This is a genomic window from Streptomyces sp. NBC_00306 (assembly GCF_036169555.1).
Lineage (GTDB): Bacteria > Actinomycetota > Actinomycetes > Streptomycetales > Streptomycetaceae > Streptomyces > Streptomyces achmelvichensis.
In genome coordinates this window covers 8,483,625-8,499,733 of sequence record NZ_CP108032.1, presented here as the reverse complement: position 1 = coordinate 8,499,733, position 16,109 = coordinate 8,483,625, and the positions used below count along the sequence as shown (strand labels likewise).

General features: G+C 69.8%; 20 protein-coding genes. All 20 read left to right on the top strand.

The window, feature by feature from the left end; all coding sequences use genetic code 11:
* Positions 1-836 precede the first annotated feature (836 nt).
* The gene (locus tag OHA05_RS38175; protein WP_328863311.1) at positions 837-1,319 is read left to right on the top strand and encodes a hypothetical protein; all 483 of its coding nucleotides are present in this window, start codon (positions 837-839) and stop codon (positions 1,317-1,319) included.
* 76 nt (positions 1,320-1,395) lie between these two features.
* The gene (locus OHA05_RS38170) at positions 1,396-1,617 is read left to right on the top strand and encodes an Acb2/Tad1 domain-containing protein (RefSeq protein WP_328863310.1); all 222 of its coding nucleotides are present in this window, start codon (positions 1,396-1,398) and stop codon (positions 1,615-1,617) included.
* 79 nt (positions 1,618-1,696) lie between these two features.
* On the top strand, positions 1,697-2,023 hold the full coding sequence (locus tag OHA05_RS38165) for a hypothetical protein (RefSeq protein WP_328863309.1): 327 nt from the start codon (positions 1,697-1,699) through the stop codon (positions 2,021-2,023).
* An 89-nt stretch (positions 2,024-2,112) separates the two neighbouring features.
* Positions 2,113-3,843, top strand: a complete 1,731-nt coding sequence (locus tag OHA05_RS38160) for a ParB/RepB/Spo0J family partition protein (protein WP_328863308.1) — start codon at positions 2,113-2,115, stop codon at positions 3,841-3,843.
* A gap of 145 nt (positions 3,844-3,988) precedes the next feature.
* The gene (locus tag OHA05_RS38155; protein ID WP_328863307.1) at positions 3,989-4,432 is read left to right on the top strand and encodes a DUF3085 domain-containing protein; all 444 of its coding nucleotides are present in this window, start codon (positions 3,989-3,991) and stop codon (positions 4,430-4,432) included.
* Between the two features lie 353 nt (positions 4,433-4,785).
* Positions 4,786-5,118: a hypothetical protein gene (locus OHA05_RS38150; RefSeq protein WP_328863306.1), complete on the top strand. Its 333-nt coding sequence runs from the start codon at positions 4,786-4,788 to the stop codon at positions 5,116-5,118.
* Positions 5,119-5,222: 104 nt separating this feature from the next.
* On the top strand, positions 5,223-5,879 hold the full coding sequence (locus tag OHA05_RS38145; protein WP_328863305.1) for a hypothetical protein: 657 nt from the start codon (positions 5,223-5,225) through the stop codon (positions 5,877-5,879).
* A gap of 102 nt (positions 5,880-5,981) precedes the next feature.
* On the top strand, positions 5,982-6,503 hold the full coding sequence (locus OHA05_RS38140) for a DUF6573 family protein (RefSeq protein ID WP_328863304.1): 522 nt from the start codon (positions 5,982-5,984) through the stop codon (positions 6,501-6,503).
* Positions 6,504-6,601: 98 nt separating this feature from the next.
* A complete protein-coding gene (locus tag OHA05_RS38135) occupies positions 6,602-7,777 on the top strand; it encodes a DUF932 domain-containing protein (protein WP_328863303.1) in 1,176 nt (391 codons plus the stop codon).
* Positions 7,778-7,941: 164 nt separating this feature from the next.
* Complete coding sequence (locus OHA05_RS38130) at positions 7,942-8,736, top strand: hypothetical protein (RefSeq protein WP_328863302.1); 795 nt, start codon at positions 7,942-7,944, stop codon at positions 8,734-8,736.
* Between the two features lie 843 nt (positions 8,737-9,579).
* A complete protein-coding gene (locus OHA05_RS38125; RefSeq protein WP_328863301.1) occupies positions 9,580-10,266 on the top strand; it encodes a hypothetical protein in 687 nt (228 codons plus the stop codon).
* Positions 10,267-10,341: 75 nt separating this feature from the next.
* Positions 10,342-10,824 (top strand): hypothetical protein, encoded by a 483-nt coding sequence (locus tag OHA05_RS38120; RefSeq protein WP_328863300.1) that lies wholly within the window; start codon positions 10,342-10,344, stop codon positions 10,822-10,824.
* A 102-nt stretch (positions 10,825-10,926) separates the two neighbouring features.
* Positions 10,927-11,688 (top strand): GP88 family protein, encoded by a 762-nt coding sequence (locus OHA05_RS38115; RefSeq protein ID WP_328863299.1) that lies wholly within the window; start codon positions 10,927-10,929, stop codon positions 11,686-11,688.
* A 146-nt stretch (positions 11,689-11,834) separates the two neighbouring features.
* A complete protein-coding gene (locus OHA05_RS38110) occupies positions 11,835-12,314 on the top strand; it encodes a hypothetical protein (RefSeq protein WP_328863298.1) in 480 nt (159 codons plus the stop codon).
* Between the two features lie 23 nt (positions 12,315-12,337).
* Positions 12,338-12,934 carry a hypothetical protein gene (locus OHA05_RS38105; RefSeq protein WP_328863297.1) on the top strand — a complete coding sequence of 199 codons (597 nt, stop codon included), beginning with the start codon at positions 12,338-12,340 and terminating at the stop codon, positions 12,932-12,934.
* Between the two features lie 25 nt (positions 12,935-12,959).
* Positions 12,960-13,388, top strand: coding sequence for a hypothetical protein (locus tag OHA05_RS38100; RefSeq protein WP_328863296.1), 429 nt, complete (start codon positions 12,960-12,962; stop codon positions 13,386-13,388).
* Entirely contained in the window at positions 13,385-13,828 is a 444-nt protein-coding gene (locus OHA05_RS38095) for a hypothetical protein (RefSeq protein ID WP_328863295.1), read from the top strand. Before OHA05_RS38100 ends, OHA05_RS38095 begins: the two co-directional genes overlap by 4 nt.
* Before the next feature lie 162 nt (positions 13,829-13,990).
* Complete coding sequence (locus OHA05_RS38090; RefSeq protein WP_328863294.1) at positions 13,991-14,398, top strand: hypothetical protein; 408 nt, start codon at positions 13,991-13,993, stop codon at positions 14,396-14,398.
* Positions 14,399-14,518: 120 nt separating this feature from the next.
* On the top strand, positions 14,519-15,385 hold the full coding sequence (locus OHA05_RS38085) for a DNA-processing protein DprA (RefSeq protein WP_328863293.1): 867 nt from the start codon (positions 14,519-14,521) through the stop codon (positions 15,383-15,385).
* A gap of 101 nt (positions 15,386-15,486) precedes the next feature.
* Positions 15,487-16,083, top strand: a complete 597-nt coding sequence (locus OHA05_RS38080) for a hypothetical protein (protein ID WP_328863292.1) — start codon at positions 15,487-15,489, stop codon at positions 16,081-16,083.
* Positions 16,084-16,109: the final 26 nt, after the last annotated feature.

Here is a 16,109-nt window from a genome sequence, read left to right as displayed (position 1 = left end):
ACCACATCGCTGCGCGATGTGCAAGCGAACGGCTCGCTTCGCTCGCCGCTCCCTCACGCTTCGCGTGAGGGGCCGCCCTCCGCTTCGCTCCGAGCGCCAGGGAAAACCCGGTCGCTCCGCGACCGGGGCCCACATGCTTCGCATGTGGGCAGGTTGACGCGTCATCAATTGCCAGCATCCGCTAGGAATCGGCAAGCGCTCCGCGCCCGCCGACAACGGGTCCGCTTCGCTCCCCCGCGCAGCTGCAAGAAGGGGGATCGGGCTCGCAATGATGCGCATGTAGAGTTCGGGGAAATGAAGGATGCCCCCTAGGGCCCGATCATTCGCCGCAATCTGCGCCAGCCGACTCACCCGAAAGCGTCTGAGCGTCGCAGCCGACAACGCGGCTGAAGAGTCATCAGGAAGCCCGGAACGGCCCCGCGCAGGCCCGATCAGAACGGGTGGGCCGCCCGAGCCCAGCGCGCCGCCACCAGCCCCGCGACGGCCCCGCCGACGCGTCAAGAAACCAGCACAGCGCCAGCGCCTCACCCCCTGAGAACAGCTCACCATCTCTCAAATACAGGCCTACGAAGGGAAGTCGGAGCGCACCGGGCGCGAAATGCGGTGGCTGAGCAGGGCTAATGCAGAACTCCCGTTGAGTGCACCGCAACTGCAAGCGCAACCCCAATCGCAAGGGCAAGCGCAACCCCAATCGCAACGGCTAGGGAGCATGGCCAGACGGGCCCTGATCTGGCGAAACACTTCTCTGCGACATTGAAGAGTGATAGAGTTCTCCATGTCGGAACGGAGGCCACGGGCCGACACCCAGGCCACAACCCACCGGAGGAGAAGCTCACATGACGAAGCTGACAAGTTCCGAGCAGGAAGCCGCGCGAGTGCGCGGGTTTAACGCGCTGTTTGCCATTGCGGGTGGTCTGAATCCCGGCCGTCATTTACTCACGAGCCGAGTTGTTCTGGAGTCCGGAAAGGAACTCCCCGCGCGTGTCCTGGTCACTGTCGCAGCAGGAGAGGCAGGCGAGGGCGGAGACGACGTGATCAGCATGGAGCCCAGCCAGGTGAGCATTTTCGCTCTCATCCTGGGCGCAGGGCTCGCGAGCCCTCAGACCGCTCACTGCGCCATCGTGGCGCGTTCCACCGCTCCCGGAGCGATTCCGGCCGAGCAGGCGTGGGAGATGACTCCCGCTCTCACGCCGGACAGGCGAGGGCTCCGCCCCCTGTCTGCGTTCGAGGCCAGCCACCGCCACGGCAGGGAGCAGGCCGACACCGCCGCCCTGATCTTCCGCGACGCGTTCGAACTCCCCGCGCTCGCCACCGCATAGCCCTTCTGCCGGGCGGCGGTTTGGCCGCCGCCGCCGGTGCCCGCCCGGACCACACCCAGCGAGAGGAACAGACCCCATGGCACTGAACGACAAGGAACTCAGCGTCCGGTTCGCCGTCCCCGCCGACAGGCGAGCCCACCACGAGGAGGCGAAGGAGCGGATCACGAAGGCCGCCCACACGTTCGCCGCGCTCATTCACGATCTGGTCCCCGGATCGCGCGAGGAGTCCGAGGCGGTCACGTCCGTTGAGGAAGCGGTCATGTGGGCGCACGCGGGCATTGACCGCCGCCACTGCTGACACCGCCCCGGCCGGGCGGCGGTTTGGCCGCCGCCGCCCGGCACGGGCCCCACCCAGACCACAACCCGGAGGAGCAGCCGTGCAGTTCTATCCCGACTTCCCCACGATGGAGCCGCGAGGCGGACGCACGCTTTACGCCGTGCTCGCCGTGCTGTCCAACGGCAAGGAGATCGAGGTAGGCGAGTGGACCGGTGACGCCGACGCCGCCGGAGACGCCGCACTGTCCGCTTATCGCCGCTACCACCGCACGGCGCGCGTCGAGGTCTGGGCGGACGGTGCGCAGTTCGCCTACGTGAGCCACAACCCGCGCACCCACGAGAAGACCCCGGTTCTGTGTCAGCCCGGATTCTGCCCCGACCCCTTGTGCGGGCAGATCCCGCCCGAGCAGTGCGACTACCCCCACTGACACCCGGCCGGCCTTTTGGCCGGACGGCGGAATTGGCCCCGCCGTCCGGCCCCCTTTCCCAGCACCACCAACCCAGGAGGAACCACGCCATGAGCAAGGCCACCACCACGACCCGGCCCGCCGAGGTCAGCGAGCCCGCCGCCGAGCAGCCGACTGCGCTTGCCCAGCTTGGCCGACTGACCGAGTTCGACCCCCGCACGCTAGTGGTCGACCCGCTCAACGCCCGCAAGGAAGGCGCGAAGCCGGACGCCGCCCTGTTGGCGTCCGTGTCCCGGATCGGTGTTCAAGAGCCGATCAGCGTCCGGCCGCTCGCCGACGGCCAGTACGGGGTGTTCAAGGGTCAGCGCCGGTGGCTCGCCGCCGTCGACGCCGCCGAGAAAGCCGCCAAGAAGGGCAAGCCCGTACCGAGCATCCCGGCATTCGTGCGCGACGACCTCACCGACGCCGACAGCGAAGCGCTTCTCCTGTCGCTGGTCGAGAACACCCAGCGCCGCCGGATGACGGACCGCGACACGATCAGCGGAGCGGCCCAGCTCGAACTGCTCGGCACCAACGAAGTCGGCCGCCGCCGCGCCGCCGCAGTGCTGGGCATGAGCCGCGACGCGCTGAAGGCCGCAAGGCAGGCCGCCGAACTCAACCCGGAGCAGTTGCAGGAGGGCACCGGGTACGCGTTCGACCTGATGGAGCTTGCCGACCTTCAGTCGGTAGAAGACATCCCGCGCGCCGCCTACCGGCTGTACGCCGCGAAGAAGAAGGACGCCCAGGACGCCAAGCAGCGTCGCGGGAACTGGCAGCACGAACTGTCCCAGCTCCGCGAGGAGCAGGCCGCGCAGCGCAGGCGCGAGGCCGCAACCAAGGCCCTCACCGATGCAGGGGTGAAGGTTCTCCCCCACCGCTCGTACGACGACACCGACCGCCGTCTGTCCGACCTCAGCACCGGTCTGGGCAAGCAGATCACCGCGAAGGCCCACGCCACGTGCGGGGGTCACGCCGCGCGCGTCGACGACGACGGGGAGCCGGTCTTCTACTGCACCGACCCCGAGCGCTACCGGCACAAGATTGACGGAGTGCCGGACGCCGCCGAGGCCGACGCCCAAGCGAAGAAGGAACGCGCCCGCGTCATCGCGAACAACAAGGCCGCGCGCGCCGCGCGGAAGGTGCGGAAGGAGTTCATCACCGGTCTGTGCCGCAAGGCTCTGTCGGAGGCGGCATGGGCCCTGGTGCTGGACGCGATCCTGCACAACGCCGACCCCGTCCGGCGGTTCCCCAACAAGTCCGACGACAACCGCAACCGCGACATTGCCGCATTCACGAAGGCCGCCGACCCGAAGGGGAAGGCCGAGCCGTTCGCCGAACTGATCAAGAAGACCGGCAAGGCCCGCCGCCCCCACCTCCTTCTCGCCTACGTCGCCGCCGCCTACGAGGCCGAGGTGAGCGACCGCGCCTGGGAGCACCGCGACGAGACCGCCCGCGCGTGGCTCACGTTCCTCGCGGGTGAGGGATACCAGCTGTCCGACCACGAGGCCGCCATCGTGGCCAAGGCCGAAGGCAAGCCGGTGACCGAGTTCGACGCCGAGGAACCGACACAGCCCATCGAGGAGCCCGAGCCCACCGACGAGCAGCCCCAGGACGAGCCCGAGGAGAACGAGGCAGGCGAGGAGGAGCAGGCCGAGGAGGCCGGGCAGCCGGAGGCGGAGCCCGAGGCCGACACCGTCCCGGACGAGCCGCAGGAGGCCGCGCAGGAGCCCGGAGAGACCCCGGACGAGCCGCAGGCCGCCCAGGCCGAGAACACGGCGGCCGAGAAGAGCACGCAGGAGTAGCGGCCACACCCCGGGCGGGGCCGGACAACCGGCCCCCGCCCCCTCTCAGCCGAGCGACCCCCGCCGGCCGAGGACCCGCCGCCCGGGATTGGCACCCGAGCGGCACCCAGCCCACACCCCGCAGTCCCGACCGAGGGAGCGACGCATGTCCGAATTCGTCGTTGGTGCCCGCCTCCACTTTCGTCTGGCCGCCGTACTCGCCGCAGCCGAGCACGCCGCAGCCGCCACCGAACACCGCGCCACCTACCAAGAGACCGACCCCACCCCGGCACTGTGGTGGGTCAAGGACGATGGCACCTACCTCATGAGCAACGGAACGCAACCCGAAGGCACCAGCCAGGAAATCCGAGACCGCACGATCGCGTACGCCGCCGGATGGGGCCGCGGAACCGATGCCCGCTCCGTCTGTGGCGCAGACGACTTCGTCGAGCGCATCGCATTGTGCGACGACAGCGGCGGCGCCGACGAAACGCCGCTCCTCGACATCCTGCGCACCGCCCACCAGGCCGGTCACGCATGGCTGGTGCTGGAGATCAGCACCGATCAACAACGGTTCGCCATCCGCACGGACACCGTCCACACGCGGTAGCAACCGCACCGGCCGCGTGCACGTGGCAAGAAAGTGGGGCGTACGCGGGTCACCGCGTACGCCCCATTCGCGTATGTGTGGCGGCCCGGTGGATGTCCGCCGAAGCGGACCGCTTGCGCGGTTGGCCTCACCCACCGGGCCTTTCCCAGACCACAACCCAGCGAGAACCCGGAGACCGGATCCGCGAAGGAGTTGTGACGAATTCCCAGCATAGCGGCCCCCGCGGAACGCCCCTCACGAGAGCAGGAGAGCCCCACCGAATACATGCAATCGCGGTAGAATTATTGACGTCAGACAGTCCGGGTTGGCCCCCGAACGACCCCAGGCCCGCCCTCCAGCGAAAGGACCCGAGCATGACGCACACCCCGCAGCAGGAGCAGGACCGCGCGACATTGACCGCGTACGGCATCACGGAAGACGACTTGACCGAGGCACTCGCACCGGCCATGAACCGGCTGGCCCTCATGGCCCGGGACCAGGACCGCGACCCGGAAGAGTTCTTCACCTCCCTGCCCGACGCGTTCTTTGCAGCTCTGGCCCTGGGATATCTGGACGCCCGCAACGCCGGGCACAGCGGAGCCGCTTTGCAGCGCGCCGCGCAGACGAGCACCGCCCGTGCGCTGGAGCGCGAGGGCCGCGCCGATCTGGTGCCGCTCGCCACCGCGCTCAGCCGCTACGACCAGTAGAGCGCGGACAGGTCGGGGCCCACGGGCCCCGACCGCTCCCCCCTTGCCCGCCGCGCCCGCGCGGCCGGCCGACCCACTCTCCCCCGCCACCCGGAGGCCCGCCCATGCATGTCCGCATTCAGTCCCCCGCCCTGCTGGTTCTGCGCCTGTCGGTCACCGACGCTGCGGGAACGCACCGCCGTTCGTGGTCGATGCCCGCCGCGCCGTCCGGTTCGCCCGCCTGGCAGCTGCCGACCGTCGCCGCCCACCTCATCCGGCTGCACCGCCGCCAGGCCGCGCCCACCGTGGACGGATTCGCCGCGCACCTCGCCGAACTCTCCGGCGCGCCGATCCCCTTTCCCCAAGCCCTCTACGACTACGACCCGTTGCACGACGGCCGGGTGTCCTGCCTCATCGATCTGCACACCGAGCCCGCCCAGGGGAATGAGCGCTGGCCCCGCTGCTCCCTCATGGTGCTGGAGCAGGAAACCGGCCGCTGTGCGTGGAGCCGGATCACCCGCCGCCACGGCGCATACGCAGTCATCGCCCACACCCACACCGAAGTCGCCGCCGAGGCCCAGCGGTTGAGCGACCGGCGGCGCAGCGACCCGAGCGGACGCACGGCCGCTCTGTGCGAGCTCGCCGAGGAAGTACGCGTGTGGGCGCAACGGATGCACCAGCAGGTGAAGGCCGAACAGACACTCATCCGGGCCGGGCAGGAGCGCGACCATCCGCAGACACAGCCGCAGACGCGCAGGTCAAAGCGCGTTGTGCTGGCCTGACATCACTCCGGAATCACGTCTTTAAGTGCTAGAATTATTGAAGTCAGAAGGTCCGGGTTGGCCCCCGGACCCATCCCAGCCACACCCCCTGGAGGAACACCCATGAGCGACCACACCAAGGATCTGCTGGCCCGCATCGACGACGACTTGAGCGTCGGCCCGTGCGCCATGCGCTCGGTCCCCTTCGAGAGCACCGACAGCGCCCCCGCAGCCAGCGACGATCCGGCCACCCTGCGGCCCCTGGTGGCCGAGCGGCAGAGCCGCGCCGAGGGCATCGCGCGCGGTGCGCTCTTTCCCGTCCCCGAAGGCATCGCACGCGAAGCCGGGTTCATGTTCCCGGTCGCCCTCACCCGCGCCGCGTGGCTGGACTGCGTCGCGTGGACCGACGAGGACAGCACGCGCCAGACGCCGCAGGACCAGGAAGGCCGTCTGTGGGACGTGCTGTACATGAGTGCCAGTGCCGCACGCCGGGGCGGCAGCAGCCGAACCGAGGTCGAGCTCTACCGGGTCCCGCGCGACGGGCAGACGCAGGCCGCCCGCCTGGTGCAGCTCGTGTGCGTCATGGGTCCCGGTGACAACGAGGACCTCCCGGAGATCACCATCATGATCCCCGGCGAAGACTGACCGTCCCTCCCGCTGGTGCCACGCCCGGTGCGCGGCACCAGCCCCCGATCCGTCCGGGTGGCCTCCCGGACGTAACCCAGACCACGGAGGAAAAGACTATGAACCAGATCGCCCAGCGCACCGCGACCCGCATCACCGCGGACGGAGCCCGCAACGCCAGCCTGAAAGACCTGGCGTCCATCCTGGAGTCCCAGCAGGAAAGGAAGCTGGACGTCATCGCACCCGCTTCCCGCCTGACCGTGCGGGACGGCAACCTGGTCATCCAGGGTGTTGAACCGCTCATCCAGTCCGACGGAGTCGTCACCGTCGATGGCACCTACCGCCCCACCGACGTCGCAGACGACGGCATCGCCGACAAGCTGAAGATCCCCGGCCAGTACCTGCGCCGGATGCGCGCCGAACACCTCTCGCTGTTCGACCTGAACGTGAACGGGTGGCTGGAGCGCGAGCCCGAGCGCCGTTTCCTGGTGCGCGCCCTGCGCAGCGACGCGCACGGCGGCGGAGGCGAGGGGGTGGCCCGCGCGCTGCTGTCGGACAGCTACCGGCTGATCGACAATTTCGATCTTCTGCTCGCCGCTCTGGACGGCATCCGCCAGTCCGGCCATGCCGCGGAGGTCACCGGATGCGATCTCACCGACCGCCGCATGTACGTGCGGGTGGAGTCCGACGAAGTCGCCGTCCAGGCCCGCGAACTGCTCAAGGGCTACCGCTCCCCCTACACCGGGCAGAGGGGTGACGAGCTGCCGATGGTGTCGGCCGGATTCGTCATCCGCAACAGCGAGGTCGGGGCCGGAGCCTTCACCATCACCCCGCGCGCAGTCGTGCAGGTGTGCACCAACGGACTCACGATGACCGAAGACGTCATGCGAGAGGTCCACCTCGGCGGGAAGCAAGAACAGGGCGTCGTCCAGTGGTCCGGCGCGACGCAGAGCAAGGTCCTGGAGCTGATCACCGCCAAGACCGCCGACGCGGTCCGCACGTTCCTCTCACGCGACTACGTCGAAAACAAGCTGCGGAAGATCGAGGAGACCGCAGGCCGGCCGGTCGCCAACCCGACCCACGCCATCGAGCAGGTCACCCGCAAACTCAGCATCACCGGGCCGACGAAAGACCGGATCCTGGCCCACTTCATCCACGGCGGACAGATCACCGCCGGCGGAGTGATGCAAGCCGTCACCGCCGCCGCGCAGCAGATCCCCAACGCGGACACCGCACACGACCTTGAAGCACTGGCCCTGCCCGCCATGCACGCCGCCGCCGCACTCACCGCCTAACCCGCACCCCTCCCGGAGCAACAGGGCCCGGACCCAGCGCCATGGGTCCGGGCCCCACCTCCCCGCGCCGCGTAGCAGCAACCGGCCGCCCCCTGAGAGCGGGGCGCCCGGACAGCGGGCCCTAGCTGCATCCCAGACTTCCCACGTCCAGGAGGCCCACCCCGATGTTCAACCTGTCGACCGCGTCCGGAACCGTCCGCATCACCGCCACCGACCCCGACGACACCGGCGCCATCGTCTACACCTGCACCGGCGCCGTACGCGGCACCCTGCACGCCGCCGCCACCCACCACCCCAACCAGTGGGACGACTTCAGCGCCGTACGCGTCAGCCTGGGATCGGCCAACGACATGGAAGAGTTCCCCGCCGAGCCCCTGCCCCGCCTCGGTCGCGGGACCCGCGCCTACCACGGCAGCATCGTGCGCCTGCTGAACGAGCCCACCGAGTACGGCTGGAGGCTCACTCCGTGCGGCATCCGGGACGCCGACGACCGCGACGCACCCCCGCAGACCGCCCACACCCTCGAAACCCTCATGCGCGCCGTCGCCGCCGACTACGCCGCCCGCCCCGACCTCCCGCGCCTGTTCACCGTCGCCCGCAACCGCGAGACCCCGACCCTGCTCCGTTGGCTCGCCGCCATGACGCCGAGCGCCGAAGCCGACATGCAACGCAGCGAGCAAGAGGCCGCCCGCTACCACGCCCAGGGCCGCGCGGTGCTCGCCGCCTGGTGGCACGCCGCCGGCGTTTTCGCCGAGCAGCCCAGCCCGGTGCTGGCCCTGGTGCTCGCACCCGCCCGCGAAGGGCTCGCGCACCGCGCCGGGTACCTCCCGCGCTGGGCGGAGATCCACGACGACTCCGCGACGTTCTACCGCCGCAGGCTCCACCACTACCGCGCAGAGGCCGAAGGACTACGCCGCCCCCGCCACAGCCGAACACCCGTCACGGCCGCCGCACACTGACCCACCTGCAGTTGACCTCCGGTCCGCACCCCCTGCGGGGTGCGGACCGGCCGCCCAGCCCACCACAGAGGAGTCCCCGCCCATGACCACGTCCGAGACCCCCGAAACTGAACCGCTCACAGCCGGCCAACTCTGCGATCTACTGTCCCGATTGGCTCTGCCCGCGATTCCGTAACGACCTGTGTGCTGGCGCTCAGTCAGGGCGCTGGTTCTTGTGCAAGGCGGCGCTGGCGCGGAACCGGAGGCGCCCGCAACGGTCTCTATCTTCATCTGTCGCGTCGTCGCTGCAACAGCAGTGCCAGGCCAGCCAGCGCAGGTCCTGCGGATCGAGCCAGATAGCGACACGGCCTTGTGCGGCTTCAGCCTGCGGATCAGTGGGCCCTGGTGGGGTCATAGGCCCGACTCTATGAGCCCGGCCCGACCAACTCATGACCGGGTGAGGATACGGATCCAGAGGAGTCGGAACGAAGCTCGGCCGCACATCGTCGTCATGTCCACCGACGCCGACGGCACGAGCGGGTACGCCCCAGCGGCCGACGTTGTCGAGTGCATGTACGCGCTGGACGACCAACTGCGCGGCACGGCCTACCCCACCCCGGAAACGACGAGCGGCCCGACGCACCTTCGCCGACCTCCCCGACGATGCCGTCCCCGCCGTCGTGCTCTACCCCACCGACTAGCACGCCCCCCACCGGACCACGTCACCAAAAGCCCAGTTCATCACGACGGTTGGGGAACATCGCACCCCACCGAACAGCTATAGAGTGCTAGGATTATTCATGTCAGACAGTCCGGGTTGGCCCCCGGACTCCCAGGCCCCACCCTGCGAAACCGGAGGACCTCATGTCCCGCAGCAGCCGCCTGCAGCCGCCCCCGCCGCAGTACCTCACCGCCACCAGCGGCACCGGCCACCAGGTCACCGACCGACTGAACGGCTACACCCTCACCGAGCACGCCACCGCGCAGGAGGCCGAGACCGCCGCCGAGTTGCTGAACACCGACCCGGTCGCCGCGCTGGCCGCCGTCCGCACGCTGGACGAGGCGCAGAGCGGACCGGCCGCGACCGTTCGACGAATGCTGCGCCGCTACGGCTACAACTGGTGCCTTGAGCAGCGGTACGCGATCGACTTCCACTCGCACAGCGAACTGTCGGAGCTGATCACAGCGGGGCATCTGGTCATGGTGTGGAGCCACCGCGGCCTGCCGTTCTACACCACCCCCGAGCGCTACCGGGAGCTGAACATCGTCTTCCAGTACGACACGGGAGAGATGATCCCCACTGCCGTCGAGTCGACGCTCCAGCGGCGCCCGGTACGGCTGCACGCCATGCCGGACCGTGAGCGCTACGCGGTGTGCGAGACCCACGCCTATTCGGTCGGCCGTTGCTGCCCGCCGATCGAGGAGTGGGAGTGCTCCTGGGGCCACTGCGGCTCGAACGGGGTGACGAAGATCGCCGGACGCCGGGTGTGCGAGAGGTGCGCCAGCGTCGCAGCCTCCGTCGCCGGTTTCCGTCTCGCGCTTCCCGCCTGACCGGCCCCGCCGCCCCGGTGCCGCGCGCACTGCGCGGCACCGGCCACCGGATCGCAACCGAGGGAGTGACGAGCCATGTTCACACCGATCATCTGCGGCGCGTGCAGCAGCGGCCGCTACCAGCCCACCGGCGCCTGCCTCTACGTCTGCACCGAGTGCGGGCACGCGCTCACCGACGCCGATATCGTCCTGGACCCCGACGAACTGTTGGTGTGCCACGACGGCACCATGCACACCCGCCCCGCATCGCTCGCCGGTCTGTTCGAAGTCCGTCCGACACACGCCGTGCAGAGCGCCTACGTCCACGCCACGCTGCTGCGCGCCCTGCGCCGGCAGACGGTGTTCACCGACGACGACCAGGTGAGCACTGCGACCCGCCTCACCACCGAAGACCGCCTGCCCGACCGCGGCTCCTGGTATCTCACCCCGGACGAGCTGCGCACCCTCGCCGCTGCGCTGCGGTGGCGACTGGAGTCCGCCGACACCGTCGACCCCCGTCACGAGGCCATCGCCCACGCCGTCTACGCCGCCGACGAGCAGGCCCACCAGCCCCACTAGGCCGCCGCGCCCGGGGCCCGCGAACAGCGCGCCCCGGGCAGGCGCACACCGCCGCACCTCGCACGGACCTTTCACCTTTCACTGCTGAGAGGAGTTTCAGGCATGCCCCGACAGTGGCTGTTGACGCAGGGAAACCGGGATCTGCGCCGCCACGGCATCTCCACGTGGACCCTGCCCGCGTGGGTGGTTCAACTGCCGTCCGGCCGTCACATGAACGTCTGCCCCAGTGCAGGGGTCTGCGCAAAACTGTGCTTTGCCCGATTCGGGACGTACCGGATTCCCAGCGTGCGAGCCGCGCACCTGCGGAATCTGATGCTCACGCTCAATGACCAACTCCCGCGGTTCGAGGAGCGGATGACCGCCGAGCTCCAGCACCGGCGGTATCAGGGCGGATCCGTCCGGATCCACGACGCAGGCGACTTCCACAGCCGCCCCTACCTGGAAACATGGCTGCGGATCATGCGCACGGCGCCGGGCGTTTCGTTCTACTGCTACACCAAAGAGGTCACCCTCTTCCAGGAATGCGTCGAATCCTCCCCGCCCGCCAATTTCGCCTGGTGCTACAGCCTGGGCGGGCGGGAAGACCGGTACGTCGACCGCGCCACCATGCGGCACGCCGACGTGTTCCCCGACGAGGAATCGATCACCGAAGCCGGGTACTCCTCACAAACAGCCTGCGATCTGCTGTGCGTGCAAGGCCCCCCGCGCGTCGGCATCCCCGCCAACAACATCCCCCGCTTGAAGAAGGCACAAGGACGCGCCTCCTTCGGCACCTTGCAGGAGACGCGCGACAACCGGACCCGCCGACCGAGCCCCGCCCCCGCACGCCCTGTGGAGCTGGACAACATCCTCGCCGGCCACTGACCCTGCCTGGTCCCGCGGAGCCACCGGCCCCGCGGGACCAGGCACGAGGCACGCCACCGACATTCCGCGTAGGCGCCGGCCCAGAGCGCGCCGTACGAGCGCGCCGGCCGGCCGCACACACCCACCCCGAGAGATGGAGTTCCGGCATGCCCGACTGCGCCCCGTTCCAGCTGTACGTGTACGACGTCGCCCCCGGTGAGGAAGCCGCCGTCCTGGAGGTGATCGCCAGGGTCGAGGACATGGAGGCCGAGGACCCGGTCGCCGCCCTGGGCGGATCCCTCCTGGTACGCGGCATGCGCTACGCCACCGATGACGACCCCTTCTCCACCGCCCAAGAGGTCGCGGCCGACCTGACCGAACGAGCGCCCATCGCAGTCTTCGAACTGTGGCTCGACCCGCAGGGCGAGTACGGCAGCTACTACGTGGCCCAGGTACCCGATGTCGGGACGTACGAAGGCGCATGCGACTCGCTCGGAGCCCCCTACGTGTCGCTCCTCCTGCTGCTGGACTCCGCCGCGGCCGCCCCGGACGGCACCACGGTGCGCGACTGGATCCAGGCCGAGCACGCCGAGGCAGCCCGCGTCCTCACCGCGCTGCGCCCCTACCAGGCCGGCCGCCCCTACTGACAATCACCGCACAGGAGACAGCCGTGCAGCAGCTGCCGATCAGCGAACTCGCCGACGCTATCGCCGCCCAGATGCAGACCACCGACGCACACTGGCACACCGAACCCACCCGAGCATGGCCCGACGCCGCATTCCTGATCAGCGACGACGGGCACCAGATCGCGCTCATCCGCACGGGCCGCAGCGTCACCGCCCGCGGCTTCTTCCCCACTGAACCCCGCCTGCGGCACGGGCCCTCCCACCCTGAGATCACGATGGCCGACCGCAGTCCTCAGTACATCTGCGGGCACATCCGCCGACGCCTTATGCCCCGCTACGAGGAAGCGCTCACCGCATGGCGCCGCCTTGCCGCCGAGACCGTCAGCGAGCAGGCCGGCCGCGCGGCAACCGCCGCCCGCATCGCATCCGCCCTCGGAGCCGACCGCATCACCGCCGACTGGTCAGCGCAGGTTCACGTGACCGAGGAGACCGGCCACAGCCCCCGGACCACCGTGCGCAGACACCCCGACACCAGAGCCGACATCAGCGGCAGTGGCGACACGGTCAACCTCACCGCCAACAACCTCACGGGTGAACAGGCAGCCGCAGTCTGCGCCCTCCTCCACCAGCTCACCACCTGATCCGAGACAGGGAGACGTTCACGCCATGAGCACGCCGACCGTCCACGTTCCCGACTGCTCCGCCGCAACCCGGACCTGGTGCTACGCCTACGAGAAACGCGAAGCCTGCCGCGTGTTCCGCAACGCGCTGAAACCGCTGGCCCGCGAGGTACAGGCACTACTCCATGACGCGCCGACCGGAGGTAAGGGGCTCACGTTCGCCGCACTCGGTCGGATTCCGCAGCCGGCGCAGGACTTCTACTCGGACCTCATCGAGGCATCGGAAGCCCTCGAAGAGCTCCGCGAGGACGACATGGAGGACCGAGTAATGGAGCGTCACCCGGTGCTCCTCCTGATCGGTTCCCCGCTGGGAGCGTTCGACGACCGCCGCGTCCGGCACCACCTGGCGAAGTGCCGGTGTCTGCCGTGCAGGGAAGCACTGGCACAAAGCCGCGCCGAAGGAGCGGACGAGTGAGCGCCCAAGCCGCCCCTGGGAGCGCGCTACTGCCCGGCATCGATCAAGCGTTGGGAGACGACCCGGACCCGGCGCCCCTGAGTGCGACGGGTCCGATCGTGCGAGCCGGCGAGGTCTACGAATGGCTCGCCGCCCGGCCGTACTGCCACGACCAGAGGGGATGTGTCGGCCCGAGCAGCTGCCCGGGCATCCTCGTCCCGCCCGGGCAGGAACCGCCCCAGGGAGTCACACTCTCGGTCGCGGCCGCGGCCTGTCACCTCGCCGGCTACACGCTGCGCACCGGCAGCATCGAAGCCACAGCCCCGGACGGCGCATGCGTCTACGTCCCGCGCAAGGCGGCCAAGCTCCTCGGACTGAACGAGATGCAGGCGCTCGGGCTGCTCTTCACCCCGAGCACCACCACAGCCATGGGACGTCTCGCGCACCTCGCCCGCCGCTGACCGGCACTCTTCCCGTTACAACCGGCCGCCACGGGTGCCGTGTTCGGAGTCGGCGCCGGAAAATCCACCCCACCAGACGTCATCAAAAGTGGTAGAATTATTAAAGTCAGGGGCGGGGTTGGCCCCCCGCCCGGCACCCGGACCACGACATCAGGAGGACCTGTGCCCGAGACCATCGAGCAGCCCCACACCATTCGGTTCGACCACAACGGCGAGACGCTCGAAGCCGTCGCCACCGTCAAGAGCATCGAGCGCCGGGAGGAGAAGGTGTCGCCGCTTGTCGGCGGAGACCGGATCGGCTTGGAGGCGCACCTGCTCGTCCTTCTCGGCGATGCCACCGAGCCGGTTTCCTATCACCTGTCGATGCTGGTGGAGGAGACGGACTGGACCATCGACGCCAAGTTCGGCCCCGGCAGCTATCCGCACTGGAGTCATGGATTCGGCGTCCGCTACCTGGCCACGAAGGGCCTTCCGGTCGAGTTCGACGACGTACTGAACGCCCTGGCCAAGGAGCGCGGCCTCGCTGAACAGATCGGCCACGACCTTCCTTTGATTCTCGCTCACGCCTAGCTGCACCGCCGGGGCAGTTCAGCACCCCTGGCGCACCATCCGGTGATCGGGCGGCGGTTGGCCCCGCCGCCCGGCCCGCCGCGCACCACTCCCAGACCCACCCCGTGATGGAGGTTCACCGTGTCTTCTGTCAGCACCCCGATCAGCGAGCGGGCCGCGCGCGCCGCACTGGCCACCTTCCGCGCCCCGGCCGACGTCCACATGAGCATCGCCGCCGTCGGCGCGGTCGAGACGTGGCAGCGCCTCGCCGCCCAGCACACCAGCGGCCCGATCGCCGAGTACCAGCCCGAGGCGGATCTCCGCGCGGCGCAGCTCACCGCCGAGTTCGTCCTGCCGGGAGAGGACCACTGGCCCGGCGGGCTGGCAGCCCTCCAGGAGGACTGCCCCCTCGGGCTGTGGGTGCGTGGCACCGGGGACCCGCGCCAACTGTCCGAGAACGCTGTCGCGGTGACCGGCGGACGCGCGGCGAGCCAGGTCGGCACCGCGTGCGCGGCCGCCGTGGCGCGCGAGCTGGTCGGAGCCGGGCGGACGGTGGTGTCCATGCTCTCGCACGGGATCGACACCGCCGTCCAGCAGACAGCCCGCGCAGCGGGCAGTCCCACCCTCGCCGTGCTGCCGTGCGGACTGGACACCTGCCACCCGCACAACCAGGCCGAGCTGATGATGGCCGTCCTGCACCGTGGCGGAGTAGCTGTCAGCGCCTACCGGCCCGGAACCCCGGCCAGCAGGAACAGCCTCGCCTACTCCGCGCAACTGCTCGCCGCCCTGTCGAACCCCCTGGTCCTCGTCGAGCCCTCCGCCGACACCATGACCGTCCCGCTGGAGGCCGCATCAGCGGCCGCAGGCATCGGCTGCCCGGTGTTCCACATGACCACCACCGGACCCGGCAACGAGCTCTCCCGCCGCGGCAAGACCCGCAGGCTCCTCCGCGCGATCGGTGCGCGCCGAACCGAGAACGCCGCGGCACTGCGCGAAGCCCTCGCCTGACCCGCATGCCGGGGGGAGGGCACGGCGCCATCCCCCCGGCTGTCGAGCGTTCGGGTGCGCAGCACTCGCCAACAACGACCTCTGCCGAAGGAGTTCGACCCATGTCCTCACCCCAGCAGCCCCACTCCCCCGCCGACGGTTGCACGACGGCCGACCTTGTCGCTGCCCTGGCCAGAGGCGACGGCACCGTCCGCATCGTCTGCCGTGACGGCAGCCGGTTCGTTCCGCTCGCCCACCAACCGCGCAACGACAACGATACCGAGCCGTGGGCCGAGTACGACGGGGGCACCGGAGTCGTCGTGCGCCGCCACGCCAGCACGGACGTCATCCAGGTGCCGGTCACCGACACGACCGAGATCCTTGAAGAGCAGCGCGTCGACCGATCGGTCCTCAATCGGCTCCGGGCAGCCGGAATCGTGTGCACTCCCGTGCACGACCACGGCACCTACGCGCACATCACCTTCCGGGACGGCGGATACGTCAACTGGTCGGGTACCACCCGTCACGGCATCGACGTGTCCAACCAGCACCCCATCGCCGACCACGGATCGCTGGGCTGCGACTACCACACCGAGAACGCCTCAGCCCCGGCCGAGGACCCGGACGCCGAGTTTGCCACCGGCGACTACGACACCGACTCCGCAGCCCTCGTCGCACACCTCACCGCACTCGCCGACCGGCACGGCCACACCACCTGACCGCAAGAACCGGGGCCGCAGGGCAG